At 72.9% G+C, this 15,922-nt stretch carries 17 protein-coding genes and 4 tRNA genes; 11 read left to right on the top strand and 10 right to left on the bottom strand.

What is annotated here, in order from left to right; translation table 11 throughout:
- Nucleotides 1–12 precede the first annotated feature (12 nt).
- A complete protein-coding gene (locus FBY23_RS05670) occupies nucleotides 13–801 on the bottom strand; it encodes a glucose 1-dehydrogenase (RefSeq protein WP_141797255.1) in 789 nt (262 codons plus the stop codon).
- A 163-nt stretch (nucleotides 802–964) separates the two neighbouring features.
- On the opposite strand from FBY23_RS05670, the gene FBY23_RS05665 reads away from it, so the two are divergent.
- Both FBY23_RS05665 and FBY23_RS05660 read left to right on the top strand, forming a co-directional pair.
- The gene (locus tag FBY23_RS05665; RefSeq protein ID WP_141797254.1) at nucleotides 965–2,167 is read left to right on the top strand and encodes a Rieske 2Fe-2S domain-containing protein; all 1,203 of its coding nucleotides are present in this window, start codon (nucleotides 965–967) and stop codon (nucleotides 2,165–2,167) included.
- Nucleotides 2,167–2,433 carry a hypothetical protein gene (locus FBY23_RS05660; protein WP_141797253.1) on the top strand — a complete coding sequence of 89 codons (267 nt, stop codon included), beginning with the start codon at nucleotides 2,167–2,169 and terminating at the stop codon, nucleotides 2,431–2,433. The genes FBY23_RS05665 and FBY23_RS05660 overlap by 1 nt, the downstream gene beginning before the upstream one ends.
- Nucleotides 2,434–2,442: 9 nt before the next feature.
- On the opposite strand, the gene FBY23_RS05655 is transcribed toward FBY23_RS05660, so the two are convergent.
- On the bottom strand, nucleotides 2,443–3,351 hold the full coding sequence (locus FBY23_RS05655) for a DICT sensory domain-containing protein (protein ID WP_141797252.1): 909 nt from the start codon (nucleotides 3,349–3,351) through the stop codon (nucleotides 2,443–2,445).
- 54 nt (nucleotides 3,352–3,405) lie between these two features.
- Here FBY23_RS05655 and FBY23_RS05650 point away from each other — a divergent pair, with 54 nt between their 5' ends.
- The 5 genes from FBY23_RS05650 (at nucleotide 3,406) to FBY23_RS05630 (ending at nucleotide 6,683) form a co-directional block, all read left to right on the top strand.
- Nucleotides 3,406–3,711 (top strand): hypothetical protein, encoded by a 306-nt coding sequence (locus FBY23_RS05650; protein ID WP_141797251.1) that lies wholly within the window; start codon nucleotides 3,406–3,408, stop codon nucleotides 3,709–3,711.
- Nucleotides 3,711–4,979, top strand: a complete 1,269-nt coding sequence (locus FBY23_RS05645) for an NAD(P)/FAD-dependent oxidoreductase (RefSeq protein WP_141800879.1) — start codon at nucleotides 3,711–3,713, stop codon at nucleotides 4,977–4,979. Before FBY23_RS05650 ends, FBY23_RS05645 begins: the two co-directional genes overlap by 1 nt.
- Nucleotides 4,976–5,878 carry an NAD(P)H-binding protein gene (locus FBY23_RS05640; RefSeq protein ID WP_222117735.1) on the top strand — a complete coding sequence of 301 codons (903 nt, stop codon included), beginning with the start codon at nucleotides 4,976–4,978 and terminating at the stop codon, nucleotides 5,876–5,878. Before FBY23_RS05645 ends, FBY23_RS05640 begins: the two co-directional genes overlap by 4 nt.
- Nucleotides 5,875–6,648, top strand: a complete 774-nt coding sequence (locus tag FBY23_RS26895; protein WP_141800877.1) for a CPBP family intramembrane glutamic endopeptidase — start codon at nucleotides 5,875–5,877, stop codon at nucleotides 6,646–6,648. The genes FBY23_RS05640 and FBY23_RS26895 overlap by 4 nt, the downstream gene beginning before the upstream one ends.
- Nucleotides 6,611–6,683, top strand: a tRNA-Lys gene (locus tag FBY23_RS05630). Before FBY23_RS26895 ends, FBY23_RS05630 begins: the two co-directional genes overlap by 38 nt.
- A gap of 6 nt (nucleotides 6,684–6,689) precedes the next feature.
- Here FBY23_RS05630 and FBY23_RS05625 read toward each other — a convergent pair.
- Complete coding sequence (locus FBY23_RS05625) at nucleotides 6,690–7,103, bottom strand: Fur family transcriptional regulator (RefSeq protein WP_141797250.1); 414 nt, start codon at nucleotides 7,101–7,103, stop codon at nucleotides 6,690–6,692.
- A gap of 173 nt (nucleotides 7,104–7,276) precedes the next feature.
- On the opposite strand from FBY23_RS05625, the gene FBY23_RS05620 reads away from it, so the two are divergent.
- Nucleotides 7,277–8,230 (top strand): hypothetical protein, encoded by a 954-nt coding sequence (locus FBY23_RS05620; protein ID WP_141797249.1) that lies wholly within the window; start codon nucleotides 7,277–7,279, stop codon nucleotides 8,228–8,230.
- Here the strand turns inward: FBY23_RS05620 and FBY23_RS05615 are convergent.
- Complete coding sequence (locus tag FBY23_RS05615) at nucleotides 8,217–8,762, bottom strand: GNAT family N-acetyltransferase (RefSeq protein ID WP_222117734.1); 546 nt, start codon at nucleotides 8,760–8,762, stop codon at nucleotides 8,217–8,219. The genes FBY23_RS05620 and FBY23_RS05615 overlap by 14 nt on opposite strands.
- A gap of 73 nt (nucleotides 8,763–8,835) precedes the next feature.
- On the opposite strand from FBY23_RS05615, the gene FBY23_RS05610 reads away from it, so the two are divergent.
- Entirely contained in the window at nucleotides 8,836–9,474 is a 639-nt protein-coding gene (locus FBY23_RS05610; RefSeq protein ID WP_141797248.1) for a PaaI family thioesterase, read from the top strand.
- Between the two features lie 27 nt (nucleotides 9,475–9,501).
- Here FBY23_RS05610 and FBY23_RS05605 read toward each other — a convergent pair whose 3' ends face one another.
- Nucleotides 9,502–10,992: an NAD(P)/FAD-dependent oxidoreductase gene (locus tag FBY23_RS05605; protein WP_141797247.1), complete on the bottom strand. Its 1,491-nt coding sequence runs from the start codon at nucleotides 10,990–10,992 to the stop codon at nucleotides 9,502–9,504.
- Between the two features lie 249 nt (nucleotides 10,993–11,241).
- Between FBY23_RS05605 and FBY23_RS05600 the strand changes: the two genes are divergently transcribed.
- Complete coding sequence (locus FBY23_RS05600; RefSeq protein WP_141797246.1) at nucleotides 11,242–12,228, top strand: ATP-binding protein; 987 nt, start codon at nucleotides 11,242–11,244, stop codon at nucleotides 12,226–12,228.
- A 22-nt stretch (nucleotides 12,229–12,250) separates the two neighbouring features.
- Here FBY23_RS05600 and FBY23_RS05595 read toward each other — a convergent pair whose 3' ends face one another.
- The 4 genes from FBY23_RS05595 to FBY23_RS05580 all read right to left on the bottom strand — a co-directional run bounded on the left by FBY23_RS05595 (nucleotide 12,251) and on the right by FBY23_RS05580 (nucleotide 13,691).
- On the bottom strand, nucleotides 12,251–12,607 hold the full coding sequence (locus FBY23_RS05595; RefSeq protein WP_141797245.1) for a metallopeptidase family protein: 357 nt from the start codon (nucleotides 12,605–12,607) through the stop codon (nucleotides 12,251–12,253).
- 277 nt (nucleotides 12,608–12,884) lie between these two features.
- Nucleotides 12,885–12,961: transfer RNA gene (locus FBY23_RS05590), tRNA-Asp, on the bottom strand.
- A 96-nt stretch (nucleotides 12,962–13,057) separates the two neighbouring features.
- Nucleotides 13,058–13,130: transfer RNA gene (locus tag FBY23_RS05585), tRNA-Glu, on the bottom strand.
- A 63-nt stretch (nucleotides 13,131–13,193) separates the two neighbouring features.
- The gene (locus FBY23_RS05580) at nucleotides 13,194–13,691 is read right to left on the bottom strand and encodes a GNAT family N-acetyltransferase (RefSeq protein ID WP_260805775.1); all 498 of its coding nucleotides are present in this window, start codon (nucleotides 13,689–13,691) and stop codon (nucleotides 13,194–13,196) included.
- A gap of 84 nt (nucleotides 13,692–13,775) precedes the next feature.
- Between FBY23_RS05580 and FBY23_RS05575 the strand changes: the two genes are divergently transcribed.
- Nucleotides 13,776–13,849 (top strand) — tRNA-Phe (locus tag FBY23_RS05575).
- Between the two features lie 45 nt (nucleotides 13,850–13,894).
- On the opposite strand, the gene FBY23_RS05570 is transcribed toward FBY23_RS05575, so the two are convergent.
- On the bottom strand, nucleotides 13,895–15,913 hold the full coding sequence (locus FBY23_RS05570; protein WP_260805774.1) for an MMPL family transporter: 2,019 nt from the start codon (nucleotides 15,911–15,913) through the stop codon (nucleotides 13,895–13,897).
- Between the last annotated feature and the right edge of the window lie 9 nt (nucleotides 15,914–15,922).

Genomic DNA, 15,922 nt, shown 5'->3' with positions numbered 1-15,922 from the left:
GGCGGCGGGTGCCTAGAGCGAGGTGAAGCCGCCGTCGGCGACGAACTCGGATCCGGTGCTGTAGCTGGACTCGTCGGAGATCAGGAACAGCACGAGGTTGGCGATCTCGACCGCCTCTGCCTGGCGGGCCAGGGGCTGGTGCTGGGCGCCCTCGTGCGACCGCGCGGAGTTGGCGGTCATCTCGGAGCGGGTGAAGCCCGGGTGCACGGAGTTGACCCGGATGTTGTCGGGGCCGAGCTCCTGGGCCGCGGTCTTGGTCATGCCGCGCACGGCCCACTTCGAGGCGACGTACCCGATGATCCGCGAGTACGCGATCAGGCCGCCGGTCGAGGAGATGTTGACGATCGAGCCGCCCACGCCGGCCACGGAGGCCCTGCGCAGCGAGGGGATCGCGGCCTTCATGCCGAGGAAGACACCGACCTGGTTGACGTCGATGACGCGGCGGTAGTCCGCCTCGCTGTGCTGCTCGATGGGGTCGACGTGCACGATGCCGGCGTTGTTGACCAGGCCGGACACCGGCCCGAAGGCGGCCTCCGCCTCGGCGATCGCCCGCTCCCAGCCGTCCTCGCTGGTCACGTCGAGGGCGACGTACGACGCCCGGTCGCCGAGCTCGTCGGCGAGCGCCTTGCCCTCGGCCTCCAGGACGTCGGCGATGACCACCCGCGCGCCCTCCTGCACGAGCCGGCGGACGCACGCGGCACCGATGCCACGCGAGCCGCCGGTGACGATGACGACCTTGTCGGCGACGCGGCCGGAAGCGGTATCGGGGGCAGGTGCGGACTGGCTTGTGATGGAGGTCATGACGGTAGGGAAGCCCCGCCGTCGACGCACTCGGCCGGGGATCCCGATCAGCGGGACCTTCGTGCCCAGACGGGTTCGCCGTCCATAACGTCCCAGCATCGGCAGGGCTCTCCGTCCCCGCCCCCACGAGCTCATGACCCAGCCCCACCACGAGGAGATCGAGATGACTGCGGTGCAGAACAGCACGGGCGCCGACGAGGTCCGCCACATCGAGTTCGAGGCCGCCCCCGCCCGGTTCGCCCGCGGCTGGCACTGCATCGGTCTCGAGAAGGAGTTCCGCGACGGAAGGCCGCACTCGATCCAGGCGTTCGGCACAAAGCTCGTCGTGTGGGCCGACAGCCAGGGCGACATCAAGGTCCTCGACGCGTACTGCCGCCACATGGGCGGCGACCTGTCGCAGGGATCGATCAAGGGCGACGAGGTCGCCTGCCCGTTCCACGACTGGCGCTGGGGCGGCGACGGCCGCTGCAAGCAGATCCCGTACTCGCGGCGGGTCCCGCTGCGTGCCCGCACCCGCACCTGGCACGCGATGACGCAGGACGGCCTGGTCTTCGTGTGGCACGACCACGAGGGCAAGGCCCCGATCCCCGAGCAGGCCATCCCTCTCATCGACGGCGGCCCGTCCGACCCGACCTGGACCGACTGGGCGTGGGCGAGCACGATCGTCAACACGAACTGCCGCGAGATCATCGACAACGTCGTGGACATGGCGCACTTCTTCTACGTGCACCACGCGTTCCCGACGTACTTCAAGAACACCTTCGAGGGCCACACGGCGACCCAGCTGCAGAAGGGCGTCAACCGCGACGACATGCGGCCCGCCGAGGTCGCCATCGGCGCCCCGAAGCGCCTGGGCAACACGTCGGTGGCGACGTACCACGGCCCGTCGTTCATGATCGACGACCTGATCTACCACTACGAGCACGGCGACACCCGCACCGTGCTGATCAACTGCCACTACCCGATCGACGAGAACTCCTTCATGCTGCTCTACGGCATCAGCATGCAGCGCCCCGAGGTCGAGGACGACGACCCGGCCGCCGCCGAGGCGCTGGCCGCGAAGATGGTCGCCACGGTCCGCCTCGGCTTCGAGCAGGACGTCGAGATCTGGAAGAACAAGACCCGGATCGACAACCCGCTGCTGTGCGAGGAGGACGGCCCGGTCTACCAGCTGCGCCGCTGGTACGAGCAGTTCTACGTCGACGCCGACCAGGTCACCCCCGAGATGACCGAGCGCTTCGAGTTCGAGCTCGACACCACCAAGCCGGTCGAGGCCTGGAAGCGCGAGGTCGAGGAGAACCTCGCCCGCCGCGCCGAGGCCGCCGCCGAGTCTGCCGCAGCGGTCCCCCAGCCCCAGGACGCCTGATGGGCGTGCGGCCGGACAACCGGCTGGCCGAGGCCCCGATGCACCCGCTGACGTGCACGTCGTGCGCCGCGCGGGTGCTGGTCCGCAAGGCCAGCTGGCAGCAGACCTCCGTCCAGTGGTCCGACGAGGCGATGGCCGCCTGCACCTCCTGGTCCCCCGGCTCCGCCATCAAGGGACTGCCGCCGGTCTGCGACCGGCTGCGCGAGAGCATCGGCCAGGCGGTCGTCGACGGCACGCTGCCGGTGCTGGCCCCGGAGGACGACTGACCCGACCGGTCAGACCAGCCGGTCGACGTACGCCACGACCCGGTTGAAGAGGGCGGTGACCGCGACCGGCGTGGTGATCCGCGAGGCCGGCGGCTCGGCGAGGTCGTGGAGGAGCGGGATCGCCTCGGCCACTCCCGCGCCGGCTGCCACGCCTGCCGCGACCCGGGCGGCGTCCCGCACGGCGACCGGGTCGACCGTCCACACCGCCTCGAAGACCCGCTCCCGGTCCGGTACGCCGGACTGCCCGGGCAGCTCCCACGCCGACAGGCACGCCGGGGAGTCCAGCGCGTCGCAGACGACCGCCCACTCGCGCCGCATCGGGGCGTCGGCTGCCAGGTCCACCCGCACCGGCCCGCGGTCCGCGCGGGCCCCGGGGTCCCACTCGTCGGCGAAGACCATCGCCGAGCGAGCGACCCGGGACAGCTCGGCCCAGCGTCCGGCTGAGGCCTCGTAGAACCTGCCGCGCTGGAAGGCGCCGAAGAGCACCGGATGGTCGGCGACCGCACAGCACTCGTCCTCGATCGCCCACGACAGCGCGATGAGCGTGGACTTCCGCAGCCGGTGCACCGCCAGCGTGGGGTGCCGCCGCCGCAGCTCCGCGAAGATCGACGGGGTCGCCGGCGCAGCGCTCGCCGCGGACTCGGCGATGGCCACCTCGAGCCGGACGCCGGCGGCCTTGCGCCGCAGGACCTGTCGGACGAGGTCGACGTCGTCCTCCGTGTAGCGGCGATGCCCGCTGGCCAGGCGGCGCGCCTCGGGGAACCCGTGCCGGGACTCCCACATCCGCAGCACGGCCGTGCTCACGCCCGCGCGGCGCGCGAGGTCGCCGATGGTCAGCTCGCCCTCGCGGCCCTCCTCGTCCGCGACGCCCGAGCCTGCCGGGGGTTGCGTCGCGTCGAGGTCCTGGTCCATGCTCATAGCCTAATCTTAAACAGATTGTTGATGTTCTTGTTTAGGCCAAGGGGAGATCCGATGAGCAAGGCGAACCCGTCCGACGCCGACCTGCGGCGCCTCCTCGTGCGCGCCGCGACCGGCGATGTCGAGGCCTTCCTCGATTTCTACGACGCGACCTGCGCCGTCACCTGGCGCCTGGAGCTGTGCCGCCACGGCGACCCCGCACTCGCGAAGGACTCGACGACCAGGAGGTACGTCGGCGCCTGGCTGCACGCCGCCGCTCAGGCCGGGTCGGGGCTGAGCGCGCGGGCGTGGTTGCTGAGCCTGTCGCCCGACCTGATGCCGCCCCTGTCCCGGACCGACGCCCTCCCGGTCGGCGCGTGATGGTCCCCGTCCTCGTCGTCGGCGGCGGTCTCGCCGGACTCGCGTGCGCGACCCGGCTGCACCGGGAGGGCGTTGCCGCGCTGGTGGTCGAAGCCGGCGACCGCGTCGGCGGGCGCGTGCGCAGCGACGTCGTGGACGGCTTCACGGTCGACCGCGGGTTCCAGGTGATCAACACCGCCTATCCCGCCCTGCGGCGAGCGGTCCGGCTACGGGACCTGGACCTGCGTCCCTTGCCGAGCGGGATCCGCGTCCGGCGGGGCGGACGGCTGCACGACCTGCCGCACCCGGCCTCCTCGCCGACCGCGCCCCTGCGCGCACTGGCGTCCTCCGCCACCGGGCTGCGCGGGAAGGCCGCACTCGCCCGGTACGCCGGCTCGGTGCTCGCCACCGACGCCGGCCGGCTCAAGCAGCGCCGCGACGTGACGGCCGGCGAGGCGTGGGCGACCCTGCCGACCGGCCTGGTGCGAGACGTCCTGGTGCCGTTCGTCTCCGGCGTGGTCCTCGAGGACGAGTTGACGACCAGCCGCGTGTTCACCGACCTGATGATGCGCATGTTCGCCACCGGCCGCTCGGCGGTGCCGTCGACCGGCATGCAGGCCCTCCCCCACGCCCTCGCCCGGCAGCTTCCGCCGGGCTCCGTACGGCTCGACAGCCCCGTGGCCGAGGTGCGGGCGGACCGGGTCACGCTCGCCGACGGCACCACCCTCGAGGCCCGCGCGGTCGTGGTCGCCACCGACCCCTGGACGGCGCCGTCCCTGGTGCCTGCGCTGGGCACGGCGCCGCAGCCGCGCGGCGTGACGACCTTCTGGTTCGCGGCCCGCCCGTGGCAGGGACTGGACGGGACGCTCGCCGTCGACGCGGACGGCTCGGGCGTCACCAACTCGGTGGTCCTCACGGCGTCGGCACCGTCGTACTCGAACGACGGGCGGGCACTCGTGGCCACCTCGGTGCTGCACACCGACGGCCGGGCGCGAGTGGACGCCGCCACCGCGCGACGCACCGCCGCCACGCTGCACCATGCTCCCGACGACGACTGGGACCTGGTCGCCACGCACGACGTCCCGTTCGCGCTGCCGTCCATGACCGCCCCGCACCCGCTGCGCCGGCCGGCGTACCTGCCCGGCGCCGGGGTGTGGGTCGCGGGCGACCACCGCGACACCAGCTCGATCCAGGGCGCACTGGTCTCCGGCGACCGGGTCGGCCGTTCCGTGCTCCGACGCCTGGCCACCGCCTCCCGGCCGGGCGCTCCGGACCGGAGCAGCCGGTGAACGGTTCCGGGGCACCCGTCCTGGTCGCCGGCGGCACCGGGTTCGTCGGCAGTCGCCTGGTCGCCGCGCTGGTCGAGCAGGGTCACGACGTCCGCGTGATGACCCGGCACCCCGACCGGTACGACGGCCCCGGGACGGCCGTGCGCGGCGACGTCAGCGATCCCGCCACGCTCGACGGACCGCTCGACGGCTGCACGGCGGCGTACTACCTGGTCCACTCGCTCGGCCGCACGGACTTCGAGACCCGCGACGCCCGGGCGGCGGAGGCCTTCGGCACCCGCGCCGCACGCGCCGGGCTGGGGCAGCTCGTCTACCTCGGTGGGCTCGGCAAGGACGGCGACGACCTGTCCGCCCACCTGCGCAGCCGCCGCGAGGTCGAGTCCCTCCTCGGCGCCGGCGGCGTCCCGGTCACCGTGCTCCGGGCCGGCATCGTGGTCGGGCACGGTGGCATCTCGTGGGAGATCACCCGCCAGCTCGTCGAGCACCTGCCGGCGATGGTGACGCCACGGTGGGTGCGCACCCGCACCCAGCCGATCGCGGTCGCCGACGTGGTCCGCTACCTGGTCGGGGTACTCGGCCGTCCGGACGCCGCGGGACGGGTGTTCGAGATCGGCGGACCGGACGTGCTCGAGTACGCCGAGATGCTCGAGCGAGTCGCTGCGGTCGAGGGGCGCCGACTGCCGATCGTGCCGGTGCCCCTCCTGACCCCGGGCCTGTCGTCGCGGTGGCTGGCCCTGGTCACCGACGTCGACGTGCGCGCCGGACGCAACCTCGTGGACTCGATGGTCAACGAGGTCGTGGTCACCGACACCAGCGTGCGCGACGTCGTACCGTTCCAACCGATGACGTACGACGACGCGGTCCGGATGGCCCTCATGGAGCGGGCCGCAGCCCGATGAGACGCGCCCTCCGGTGGGACCGCCTGGTGCCGAAGCCGCTCTCGCACGTCGCCGTGGCCGAGGTGCTCGAGACGTCGTCGGTACGCCGCCGCCGGCGGCGAGTCGTCGGCGCGACGGCCCTGGCGGGCGCCGGGCTGCTCGGAGCCTCCCTCTCCACGCGGCCCGGCTCGAGGGAGTTCTACCTGTCCACCGCCTCCGTGGCCGGCGTGTGGACCGTGGGCGGCCTGGCCTCGGGGCCCCTGCACCGGGGCTGGATCGAGAACCGGGACGCGACGCTGCGCCGCCCCGTGCTCACCCCGGTCGCGACGGGCGTCGCGGCCTTCGGCCTGTTCTACGCCGCAGCGCTCGTCGCGCGCCGGGTTCCCGTCCTGGGCGAGGCGGTGGCCCGGGTGCTCCGTTTCGCCGACGAGGGCGACGACCGCCTCGTACTGGCGACCACCCTCGCCAACGGCGTCGGCGAGGAGGTGTTCTTCCGTGGTGCGCTCTACGCCGTGCTCGGCGACCGGAGCCCCGTCCTGTCCTCGACCGCGGTCTACGCCGTGGCGACCTCGACGACCCGCAATCCCGCCCTCGTCCTGGCCGCCGGCGTGATGGGCACCCTCTTCGGGCTGCAGCGGCGCGCGTCCGGCGGCATCCAGGCCCCGCTCATCACGCACGCGACGTGGTCGGCGCTGATGCTGCGTTTCCTGCCTCCGTTGTTCCGCGGCCGAGGCCTCTCGCTAGGCTCGGTCCGGGCCGTTAGCTCAGTTGGTAGAGCACCGGACTTTTAATCCGAGGGTCGTCGGTTCGAGCCCGACACGGCCTACCCAGATCACTGCTGCCGCGCGCACTCCGCGCACAGCCCGACCAGCTCCACCGTGTGGCTCACCTCGGTGAACCCGTGCTCGTCGGCGACGGCGTGCGCCCACTTCTCGACCGCGGAGCCGGTGATCTCGACGGTGCGGCCGCAGGAGCGGCAGACCAGGTGGTGGTGGTGCGAGTCGCTGCAGCGGCGGTACGTCGCCTCGCCCGCCGGGTTGTGGCGCACGTCGACGTCGCCGGTCTCGGCCATGGCCTGCAGGGTGCGGTAGACGGTGGCGAGCCCGACCTTGTCGCCGGTACGACGCAGGGTGTCGTGGATCTCCTGCGCGCTCTGGAAGTCCGCCGCGCGGGCGAGTGCGTCGGTGATCGCGCGGCGCTGGCGGGTCGGCCGGAGTGCGCTCGGGCGCGCGTCGGTGTCGGGCACCGGGCCTCCTGGGGCAGTCGACTGGGAATCAGTCTCAAATCTACCGTGCTGGCGGGGAGAGCCATGCAGACATGGCCCGTTCGGACCACCCGGACGGGACCGGCGGACCGACGACGACCGGGACCCACCCCCGGTACCCTGACCGCGGGAGAGGGAACAGAGAGGACTCGCTCGTGGGGAGCAAGGACGAGTTCGGTCCGGACACGGAGAGCATCCGCGCCTGGCTGGACAAGCGGGGCACCTATGCCCGGGACGCGCGGGTCGTCGGCGCACCCCGGGGCGGCGCCCCGTCGGTCGCCCCCACGCCCCCTCCCCCCGTGCCCGGTACGACGCCCCAGGGCCGCGCCGACTCCCTCCGGGCCGGGCGCTCGGTGCTCGAGGCCCTCGGCGTCGAGTCGCCGCCCGAGCCGCCGTCACGGATCGCGCAGGCCGGCGGGCTCGACAGCACCGACCTGGGCCGCTCGGTCGTGGAGGCGCTGCGCGCCGACATGCCGCGGAAGCCGAGGCCCGCGGCCCCGGCGCCGGCCCCCTCGCCGCCGGCCGCGCCCGTTCCCGTCGAGGTCCCCGCCGAACCGGTGCGCCCGACCCCGCCCCCGCGCGTGCGCAGCAACCCCGAGGTCAAGCACGGCCGCTGGACCGAGCCCGAGGACAACCTGACCGCGCTCAACGCGAGCACCGACGCGCAGTTCCCGGTGCGCGGCGGGGTCCGCCGCGTCCTCTCGTGGGTACTGCTGGTCGTGCTGGCCGGCACCGCCGTGGCGTCGTACGCCGCCGCGAAGGAGCCGACCACCGCCTCCATCGGCGTGGCCGCCACCCTCGGGTTCCTGCTGCTCGTCGTGTGGGCGGTGCGCGCCGGCTGCACGACCACCGAGCTCGCCGTGCGCCGCGGTCAGCTCTCGATCAAGCGCAACGGACAGACCGAGCTGGTCGACCTGGCCAGCCCCTACACACCGGTCGCGATCGTCGGCGAGCCGGGCGAGCGCCGCTGGACGGTGCTGATCGAGCGCGAGGGCCTGCCGCTGGTCGTGGTCACCCGCTCGATGGTCGACCCGCACTGGTTCACGACCGTGCTCTACCGGCTGCGCCCCGGACTGCGCCCGGACGCCGACGCCGTCAGCCGGCCGTAGCGCCGCCGCAGGCGATCCAGTACCGCAGCTTCCCGTGCCGCTCGTCCTCGAGCACCCCGCCGCCGGCCTCGATGGTGCGCCGCGACGCGGCGTTGTCGAGGTCGCAGGTGACCAGCACCCGCTCGATCCCGAGCCCGGCCGCGGCGCGGACACCGAGAGCGAGCGCCCGGGAGGCGTGCCCGCGGCGCCGGGCGGACGGCCGGACGGCGTACCCGATGTGTCCGCCCTCCTCGAGGAGCCAGTCGTTGAGGACGTGGCGCAGGTGGAGGAAGCCGAGGACCTCGTCGTCGGGCCCGCCGTCGCCGTCGGTGATCCAGAAGTACGTCGAAGGGACCCGCGTCCCGTCGAGGTCGGCGGTCGACGTCAGCTCGGTCATCGCGACGTACGCCGCGCAGCCGGCCTCGGTCGGCACGGGGGCGCCGTCGAGGTTCCAGTGGCCAGAGCCGTGCATCTCGTCGGTCCCGCCGAAGTCCTCGATCATCGCCGCCCAGGACTGCCAGCGGGCGACGTCGGGCGGCACGAGGGCGGTCATGGCTCCCATCCCACCATCCCGGTCAACGGGTTTCCGCACCGGCATAACGAGAACGTGTTCTACTCTGACGGGCATGAACTGGCACCTCCCCGACACCGACGAGACGCCCGCCGCCGAGGTGGAGCGGGAGGCCGCCGTGTGGCGCCCGCTCGCCGAGGCCGCCCGGGAGCTGGTCGACCTGTGTGTGATGTCGGACGTCGAGGAGGACGAGGTACGCGCCGCCCGGGCCGACGTCGAGGCGGCGGTGGCCCGGCTGCGGAAGGTACGGCGCACCCAGACGCTCGGACAGCAGCACCTCACCGCCGGCCGGCGCCGCCCGTGGGGCAACCCGGTCATCGGGCTGCGCAACCCGATCGCCCCGCCGTTGCAGGTCGTGAGCGACGCGACCGGCCGCGCGGAGACGGACTTCCACTGCGGGGCGGCGTACGAAGGACCACCGGGGCTGGTGCACGGCGGCGTGGTGTCCCTGATCCTCGACCAGATCCTGGGGCACGCCGTGGGCGCGGCGGGCCGCCCGGGCATGACCGGCACCCTGACGATCGTGTACCGGCAGGGCACGCCGCTCGGCGACCTGCGCGCCGAGGCGTGGATCGACCGCGAGGACGGCATCAAGACCTGGGCGAAGGCCCGGATGATCGGCCCCGACGGCGTCACCGCCGAGGCCGAGGGGGTGTTCATCCTGCCGCGCCACATCCGGGAGCGGCTCGCCTGACCTGTCAGGCGATCCGTGCAGCCGGCGTCAGCCGCCGACCTTGACCCCGCGCTTGTTCTCGTCGGACAGGCGCGCCTCCTCGGCGGCCACCTCCTCGAGCTCGGCGCGGCGCACCGCCTCGTCGTACTCACCGGGCTCGGAGACCAGGTCCGTCGCACCGCGGGCGAGCCGCTGCAGCGCCACCCGGGCGAAGATCTGCTGCTCGGTCGACGTGCGCTCGGAGCGGCCCTTGCCGATGAACGAGACGAACCAGTGCATCACCGCGGTGACCCGGTTCTTGAAGCCGGTGATGTAGAAGAGGTGCACGACCAGCCACATCAGCCAGGCCAGGATGCCGGTGAGCCGGAGCTTGCCGACCATCGCCACCGCGCGGAAGCGGCTGATGATGGCCATCGAGCCCTTGTCGAAGTACTTGAACGGCGGCTGGGCGGGCTTGCCCTGGATCCGGCCCTCGATCTCCTTGGCGGCGTACTTCGCGCCCTGGATCGCCACCTGCGCGACACCCGGGAGGTTGTCGAGCGAGATCATGTCGCCGACCACGAACACCTCCGGGTAGCCCGGGAGGGTGAGGTCGGGGTTGACCGAGATCCGGCCGGCGCGGTCGAGCGGGGCACCGGTCTGCTCGGAGAGGGTCTTGCCGAGCTTGTTGGCCTGCACGCCGGCGGCCCACACCTTGGTGACCGCGTTGATGCGCTCCTCGGAGCCGTCCTTGTACTTCACGGTCAGGCCGCGCTCGTCGACCTGGGAGACCAGCGCGCCGAGCATGACCTCGACGCCGAGCTTCTCGAGCTTCTCCTGGGTCCACTGGCCGAGCTTGTGTCCGAACGGCGGAAGCACCTGGGGCGCCGCGTCGACCAGGATGACCCGCGCGTGGCGGCTCGAGATCGCGCGGAAGTCGCGGGTCAGGGTGCGGTGGGCGAGCTCGGCGATCTGCCCGGCCATCTCGACACCGGTCGGGCCGGCCCCGACGACCACGAAGGTCAGCAGGTGGTCGACGTTCTCGCCGCGGGAGGCGCCGAGCTCGGCCATCTCGAAGGCGCCGAAGATCCGGCCGCGCAGCTCGAGGGCGTCGTCGATGCTCTTCATGCCGGGAGCGAACTCGGCGAAGTGGTCGTTGCCGAAGTACGACTGGCCGGCGCCGGCGGCGACGATCAGGGAGTCGTACGGCGTCACGAGCTCGCGGCCCAGGACGTGGGAAGTGACCTGGCGGTTCTCGAGGTCGATGCCGGTGACCTCGCCCAGCAGGACCTGGGCGTTCTTCTGGTTGGCCAGCACCTCACGGGTCGGTGGGGCGATCTCGCCCTCGGAGAGGATGCCGGTCGCCACCTGGTAGAGCAGCGGCTGGAAGAGGTGGTGGGTCGTCTTCGCGATCATCGTGACGTCGACGTCGGCCTTGCGCAGCTGCTTGGTGCCGAAGAGGCCACCGAAGCCGGAGCCGATGACGACGACCTGGTGACGGTCGGAACGCGGGACGATGATGCGATCGGGCAGGTCGGGCTGGGTGTCGCCTGCTGCCATGGCTTCCTCCTGGAGCACCTCGGATGACGACGGATGACGTCCTCTGGGGCCCATCATTCCGCGTCGCCTGCACGACCCCCAACCCGAGGTCAAGGTCTGGTCGGTCACATCCCTCCCGGACCGTCACCAAACGACCTCGCGGAGGTTGGTTTAGTTGTCAACCGGGTGGGGTATCGCACCCGGGAACGCCACCCCCATCCACCGGACATCGACCACAACACTCGGGCCGCGACACCGGAAGGTTCCTCCGTGCAGCACCGGCAGACCCTGGACCTGGCCCCCGGGCCACGCATCGTGCACGACGCACGACGCTGGGTCGTCCAGACCTGCGGTCAGCTCGGGCGCACCGACCTCGCCGACTGCGCCGAGCTCGCGGTCTCCGAGCTGGTCACCAACGCGGTCCTCCACGGCACCGCGCCGATCCGGCTCCAGGTCCGCGGCACCGCCGACCACCCGCGGTTCGAGGTGCACGACGCCTCCGTGATCCCGCCGCAGCCGGTGAGCCAGGCGGGCGGCTTCGACCTCGACGCCTTCGACCTCGACGCCTTCGACGCGCTCGACGAGGACCAGCTGGCCGCGCTGACCACGGTCGGCCGCGGCCTCGACATCGTCGCCCGCGCCTCCGCCGCGTGGGGCGCCGAGATCGACGAGGACGGCAAGGCGGTCTGGTTCGAGCCCGCCCCCGAGCTGTCCGAGACCGGCGGTGCGCCGTACCAGCAGACCCACAGCATGCCGTCGCTGGCCGCCGACCACACCCGCGTGGGCGAGGTCGGCGTCCAGATCAACGGTGTCCCGATCGGCCACTTCGGGCGCTTCCAGCGCCACTACCGAGACCTGAGCCGCGAGATCCGGCTGCTCGCCCTGGCCCACGAGGACGACTACCCGTTGGCGAAGGTCCTCTCCGAGCACTTCGACGCCCTCGAGCGGCCGCTTCGCGCCAACATGGGGCGCGAGCAGGTCGACAAGGCGCACGCCGACGGGCGCGAGTCGATCGACCTGCGGCTGCGGATGCCGCGGGAGACCGCCCGGCAGATCGGCGGCCTGATCGACCTGCTCGACGCGGCCGACGAGTTCTCCCGGGCCCAGCGGCTGCTCACCGCGCCGCGCACGGCCGAACAGCGCTCCTTCCAGATCTGGTTCCTCGGCGAGTTCCGCCGCCAGTCGGTCGGCGCCCCGCCGGTGGCCTGGCAGGGCAGCGGCACCAGCTCCGGCTCGCGCCCCAGCCTGCAGGCGTGACCTCAGCCTCGCCGCGCGATCGTCAGGCGTAGCCGAGGTCGTGCAGCCGGGCGTCGTCGATCCCGAAGTGGTGGGCGACCTCGTGCACGACGGTGATCCGGACCTCGTCGGCCAGGTCCGCCTCGTCCTCGCACATGTCGAGCAGCGGGCCGCGGAACAGGAAGATCCGGTCGGGCAGATGCGGCTCGAAGCCGCCGCCGCGCTCGGTGAGCGCGACGCCGTCGTACAGGCCGAGCAGGTCGTCGGGCTCCCCCTCGGGCGGCTCGTCCTCGACGAGCACCACCACGTTGTTGACCAGCCGGGCCAGCTCCTCGGGGATGTCGTCGAGGGCGCGGTCGACGAGGGCGTCGAAGTCCTCGGGGCTCATCTCGACAGGCACAGCGCCATTGTGCCGGGACTCACCCAGCCCGGGCGTGGGGTTGGGGCCCCGCGCCTCGCGGCCGGAGGCCGCCAAAAACACACCAGGCGACCTGGTCTGCGATCTCCGCAGACGCAAGCCGCCTGAGTCCCGCGGCCGGAGGCCGCCAAAAGCACACCAGGCGACCTGGTCTGCGATTTCCGCAGACGCAAGCCGCCTGAGTCCCGCGGCCGGAGGCCGCCAAAAGCACACCAGGCGACCTGGTCTGCGATTTCCGCAGACACAAGCCGCCTGAGACTGGCGACCCTGACGAGACTCGAACTCGCGACCTCCGCCGTGACAGGGCGGCGCGCTAACCAACTGCGCTACAGGGCCAGTCGCTCACTCCGCTTTCGCGTGGTGAAGCGGATGGAACTCTAACCCATCCTCCTCCGCGACTCCCAATCGGGAGCCACCTCGGCGGACGAGCCGCACCCCCAACCGGATTCGAACCGGCGTACCCGCCGTGAAAGGGCGGTGTCCTAGGCCGCTAGACGATGGGGGCCCACCGTGGAGGACGAAGCCTCCGCAGCGCGGGCCAGCATAGTGCCCGGCGCCTCGCGCCCGCTCATCGAGAGCCCCGGACCAGCCGCAGCTCGCGGCCCTCGGGCTCGTGCCGCTCGACCCCGTCGGGCGCGAATCCCTGGCGGCGGTAGAAGGCCAGGGCGCGGTCGTTGCCCGCCAGCACCCACAGGTACGCCGGCCGGTCGGCCAGGGTCGCGGCCAGCATCCGGTGCCCGAGCCCGTGTCCCCACCAGGCGGCGCGGACGTAGAGGGCCCACAGCTCCTCGGCCAGGTCGAGGTCGGCGTCGCGGCCCGGCCCCACGGACACGAAGCCGACCAGCTCGCCGTCGTGCACGGCCACGGTCGTGGCCGCGGGCGAGGTCGCGGCGGTCCGCCGCCAGCGCTCGGTGCGCCCGTCGAGGTCGGCGCGACGCTCGGCGAGGATCGACTCGGGCACGAGTCCGGCGTACGCCTCGTCCCAGACGGCGACGTGGAGGCGGGCCATCGCGGGTGCGTCGTCGGTCGAGAGGGGGCGGAGCACGACGCCCGACAGGTCCGGCACCGTGCCAGCCTAGGCGGCCGGCGTCCACAGGTGCCCGCCACTTTCGTACCTCGGCACACCCTCCGGTAAGGTGGGCGACTGCTTGGGCAGGTAGCTCAGTTGGTACGAGCGATCGCCTGAAAAGTGATAGGTCGGCGGTTCGACCCCGCCCCTGCCCACAAGCAACGAGACCCCCGCCGGGTGACCGGCGGGGGTCTCGTCGTCTACAGCCCGGGACGCCGGGGCCACCAGAACCGGTCGCCGAGGCGGAGCGCGATCGCCGGGACGAGGACCGTGCGGACCACCAGCGTGTCCAGCAGGACGCCGACGCAGATGACGATGCCCAGCTGGGCGAGCACGACGAGCGGCAGCACGCCGAGGACCGCGAACACGGCGGCGAGCAGTACGCCGGCGCTGGTGATGACGCCGCCGGTGGAGCCGAGGGCGCGCAGCATGCCCTCGCGGGCGCCGTACCGCTCCGCCTCCTCGGCGGCGCGCGCCACGAGGAAGATGTTGTAGTCGACGCCGAGGGCGACCAGGAACAAGAACGCCTGCAGCGGCACGCCCACGTCGAGCCGGTCGAAGCCGAACACCGAGCTGCTGAGCACCCAGCCCGCACCGAGTGCGGCGAGGTAGGTGGCGACCACGGTCAGCACGAGCACGACGGGCGCCACGACCGAGCGCAGGAGCAGGCCCAGGGCCAGGAGCACGACGACCAGGATCAGGGGCAGCACGAGGGCCCGGTCGTCCCGCGTGGCGGCGTCGGAGTCCACGTCCTGGGCATCGGTCCCGCCGACCAGCGTCGCGGGGAGGTCCGCGAGAGCGGCGCGGAGCGAGCGCACGTCCTCGCGTGCCTGCGGGGTGCCTGGCGCATGGTCGAGCACGACGTCGAGGCGAGTGAGCCCGTCGTGCTCGCCGGCCGGTCGGACGGTGTCCACGCCCGGCGCGGACTCGGCCGCAGCGACCACCGCGGCCACGTCGCCCCGGGTGAGCACGACGGCGGGGTCGGTGCTCCCGGCCGGGAACGACTCGGCGAGCCGGGCCGCGGCCGCGATCGACTCGGGGGTGTCGATGAACTGGTCGGCCTCGGACAGGCCGCTGCGGATGCCGAGGATCCCGCCGGCGAGCAGGGCGAGCAGTACGACGGCCGCCGCCGCGGCGCCGAGCGGGCGTCGCGCCACCACGTCGCCGACGCGACGCCACACCGACCGTCCCTCCGACGCAGGGGCCTGGCCGACCACGGGGCGGCGCGGCCAGAAGATCCCCCGCGGGAAGGCCACCAGGGCCAGCGGCAGCACGACCAGCACTGCGAGCGCCGCGACGACCACGCCGATGGCGCACGCCAGGCCGAGCCCCCGGGTGGTGGGGAACGCCGAGAGGAGCAGCGCGAGCAGGGCCACGACGACGGTGGTGGCGCTGGCCGCCACTGCCTCTGCGGTCCGCCGCCACGCGCGCACCATCGCCTCCGGACGACTCGCGGTGCCATGCAGCTCGTCGCGGTAGCGGGAGATCAGGAGCAGGGCGTAGTCCGTCCCCGCCCCGAAGACGAGCACGGACAGGATGCCGGTCGTCGACTGGTCGAAGGCCACCCCGAGCGCGGTGAGCCCGTGGGTCGCAGCCACGGCCGCGAGGCGATCCGCGATCCCGACCACGCTCAGCGGCACCAGCCACAGGAAGGGCGAGCGATAGGTGATGATCAGCAGCAGGGCCACCACCGAGGCGGTCACCGCCAGCAGGGTGACGTCCGCACCGTCGAAGACCTGTGCGAGATCGCCCTGGATCGCCGCAGGACCGGTCACCTGGGCCCGGACGCCGTCGGGCAGTCCCGTGCGCAGTGCCTTGCGCAGTGCCTCGACGTCATCTGCCAGCACGGCCGCGTCGGTGCTCTCCATCGACACGATGCCGACCAGCGCCGTACCGTCCTGCGCCGGCTGCAGCGCAGCGACCGCGGTGTCGCCCGCCGCTCGCTCGAAGACCTGCCCGAGACTCGCCCGGCCTGCCGCGTCGATCGCCTCGTCGGCGGAGAAGAGCACGACCGCCACCTGGCCGTCGCCGGAGGGGAAGTCCTCCAGCAGCCGGACGACCTGGGTCGAGTCGTAGCCGTCGGGCAGCTGGTCGGCTGCGCCGCGGTCCACCGGCGCCGTCCCGACCGCCCCGATGAGGGCACCGCCCACCAGCAGGTAGAGGACAGGGAGGATCCAGGCGACCCGAGGGCGGAGAATGCCTCGGAGTCGAGTGTCCACCGGAGATAC

This window comes from Nocardioides sp. SLBN-35, assembly GCF_006715725.1.
In the GTDB taxonomy this organism is placed as follows: domain Bacteria; phylum Actinomycetota; class Actinomycetes; order Propionibacteriales; family Nocardioidaceae; genus Nocardioides.
Note: the sequence above shows the minus strand (reverse complement) of the source record. Positions and strands in the feature narration are given on the sequence as shown.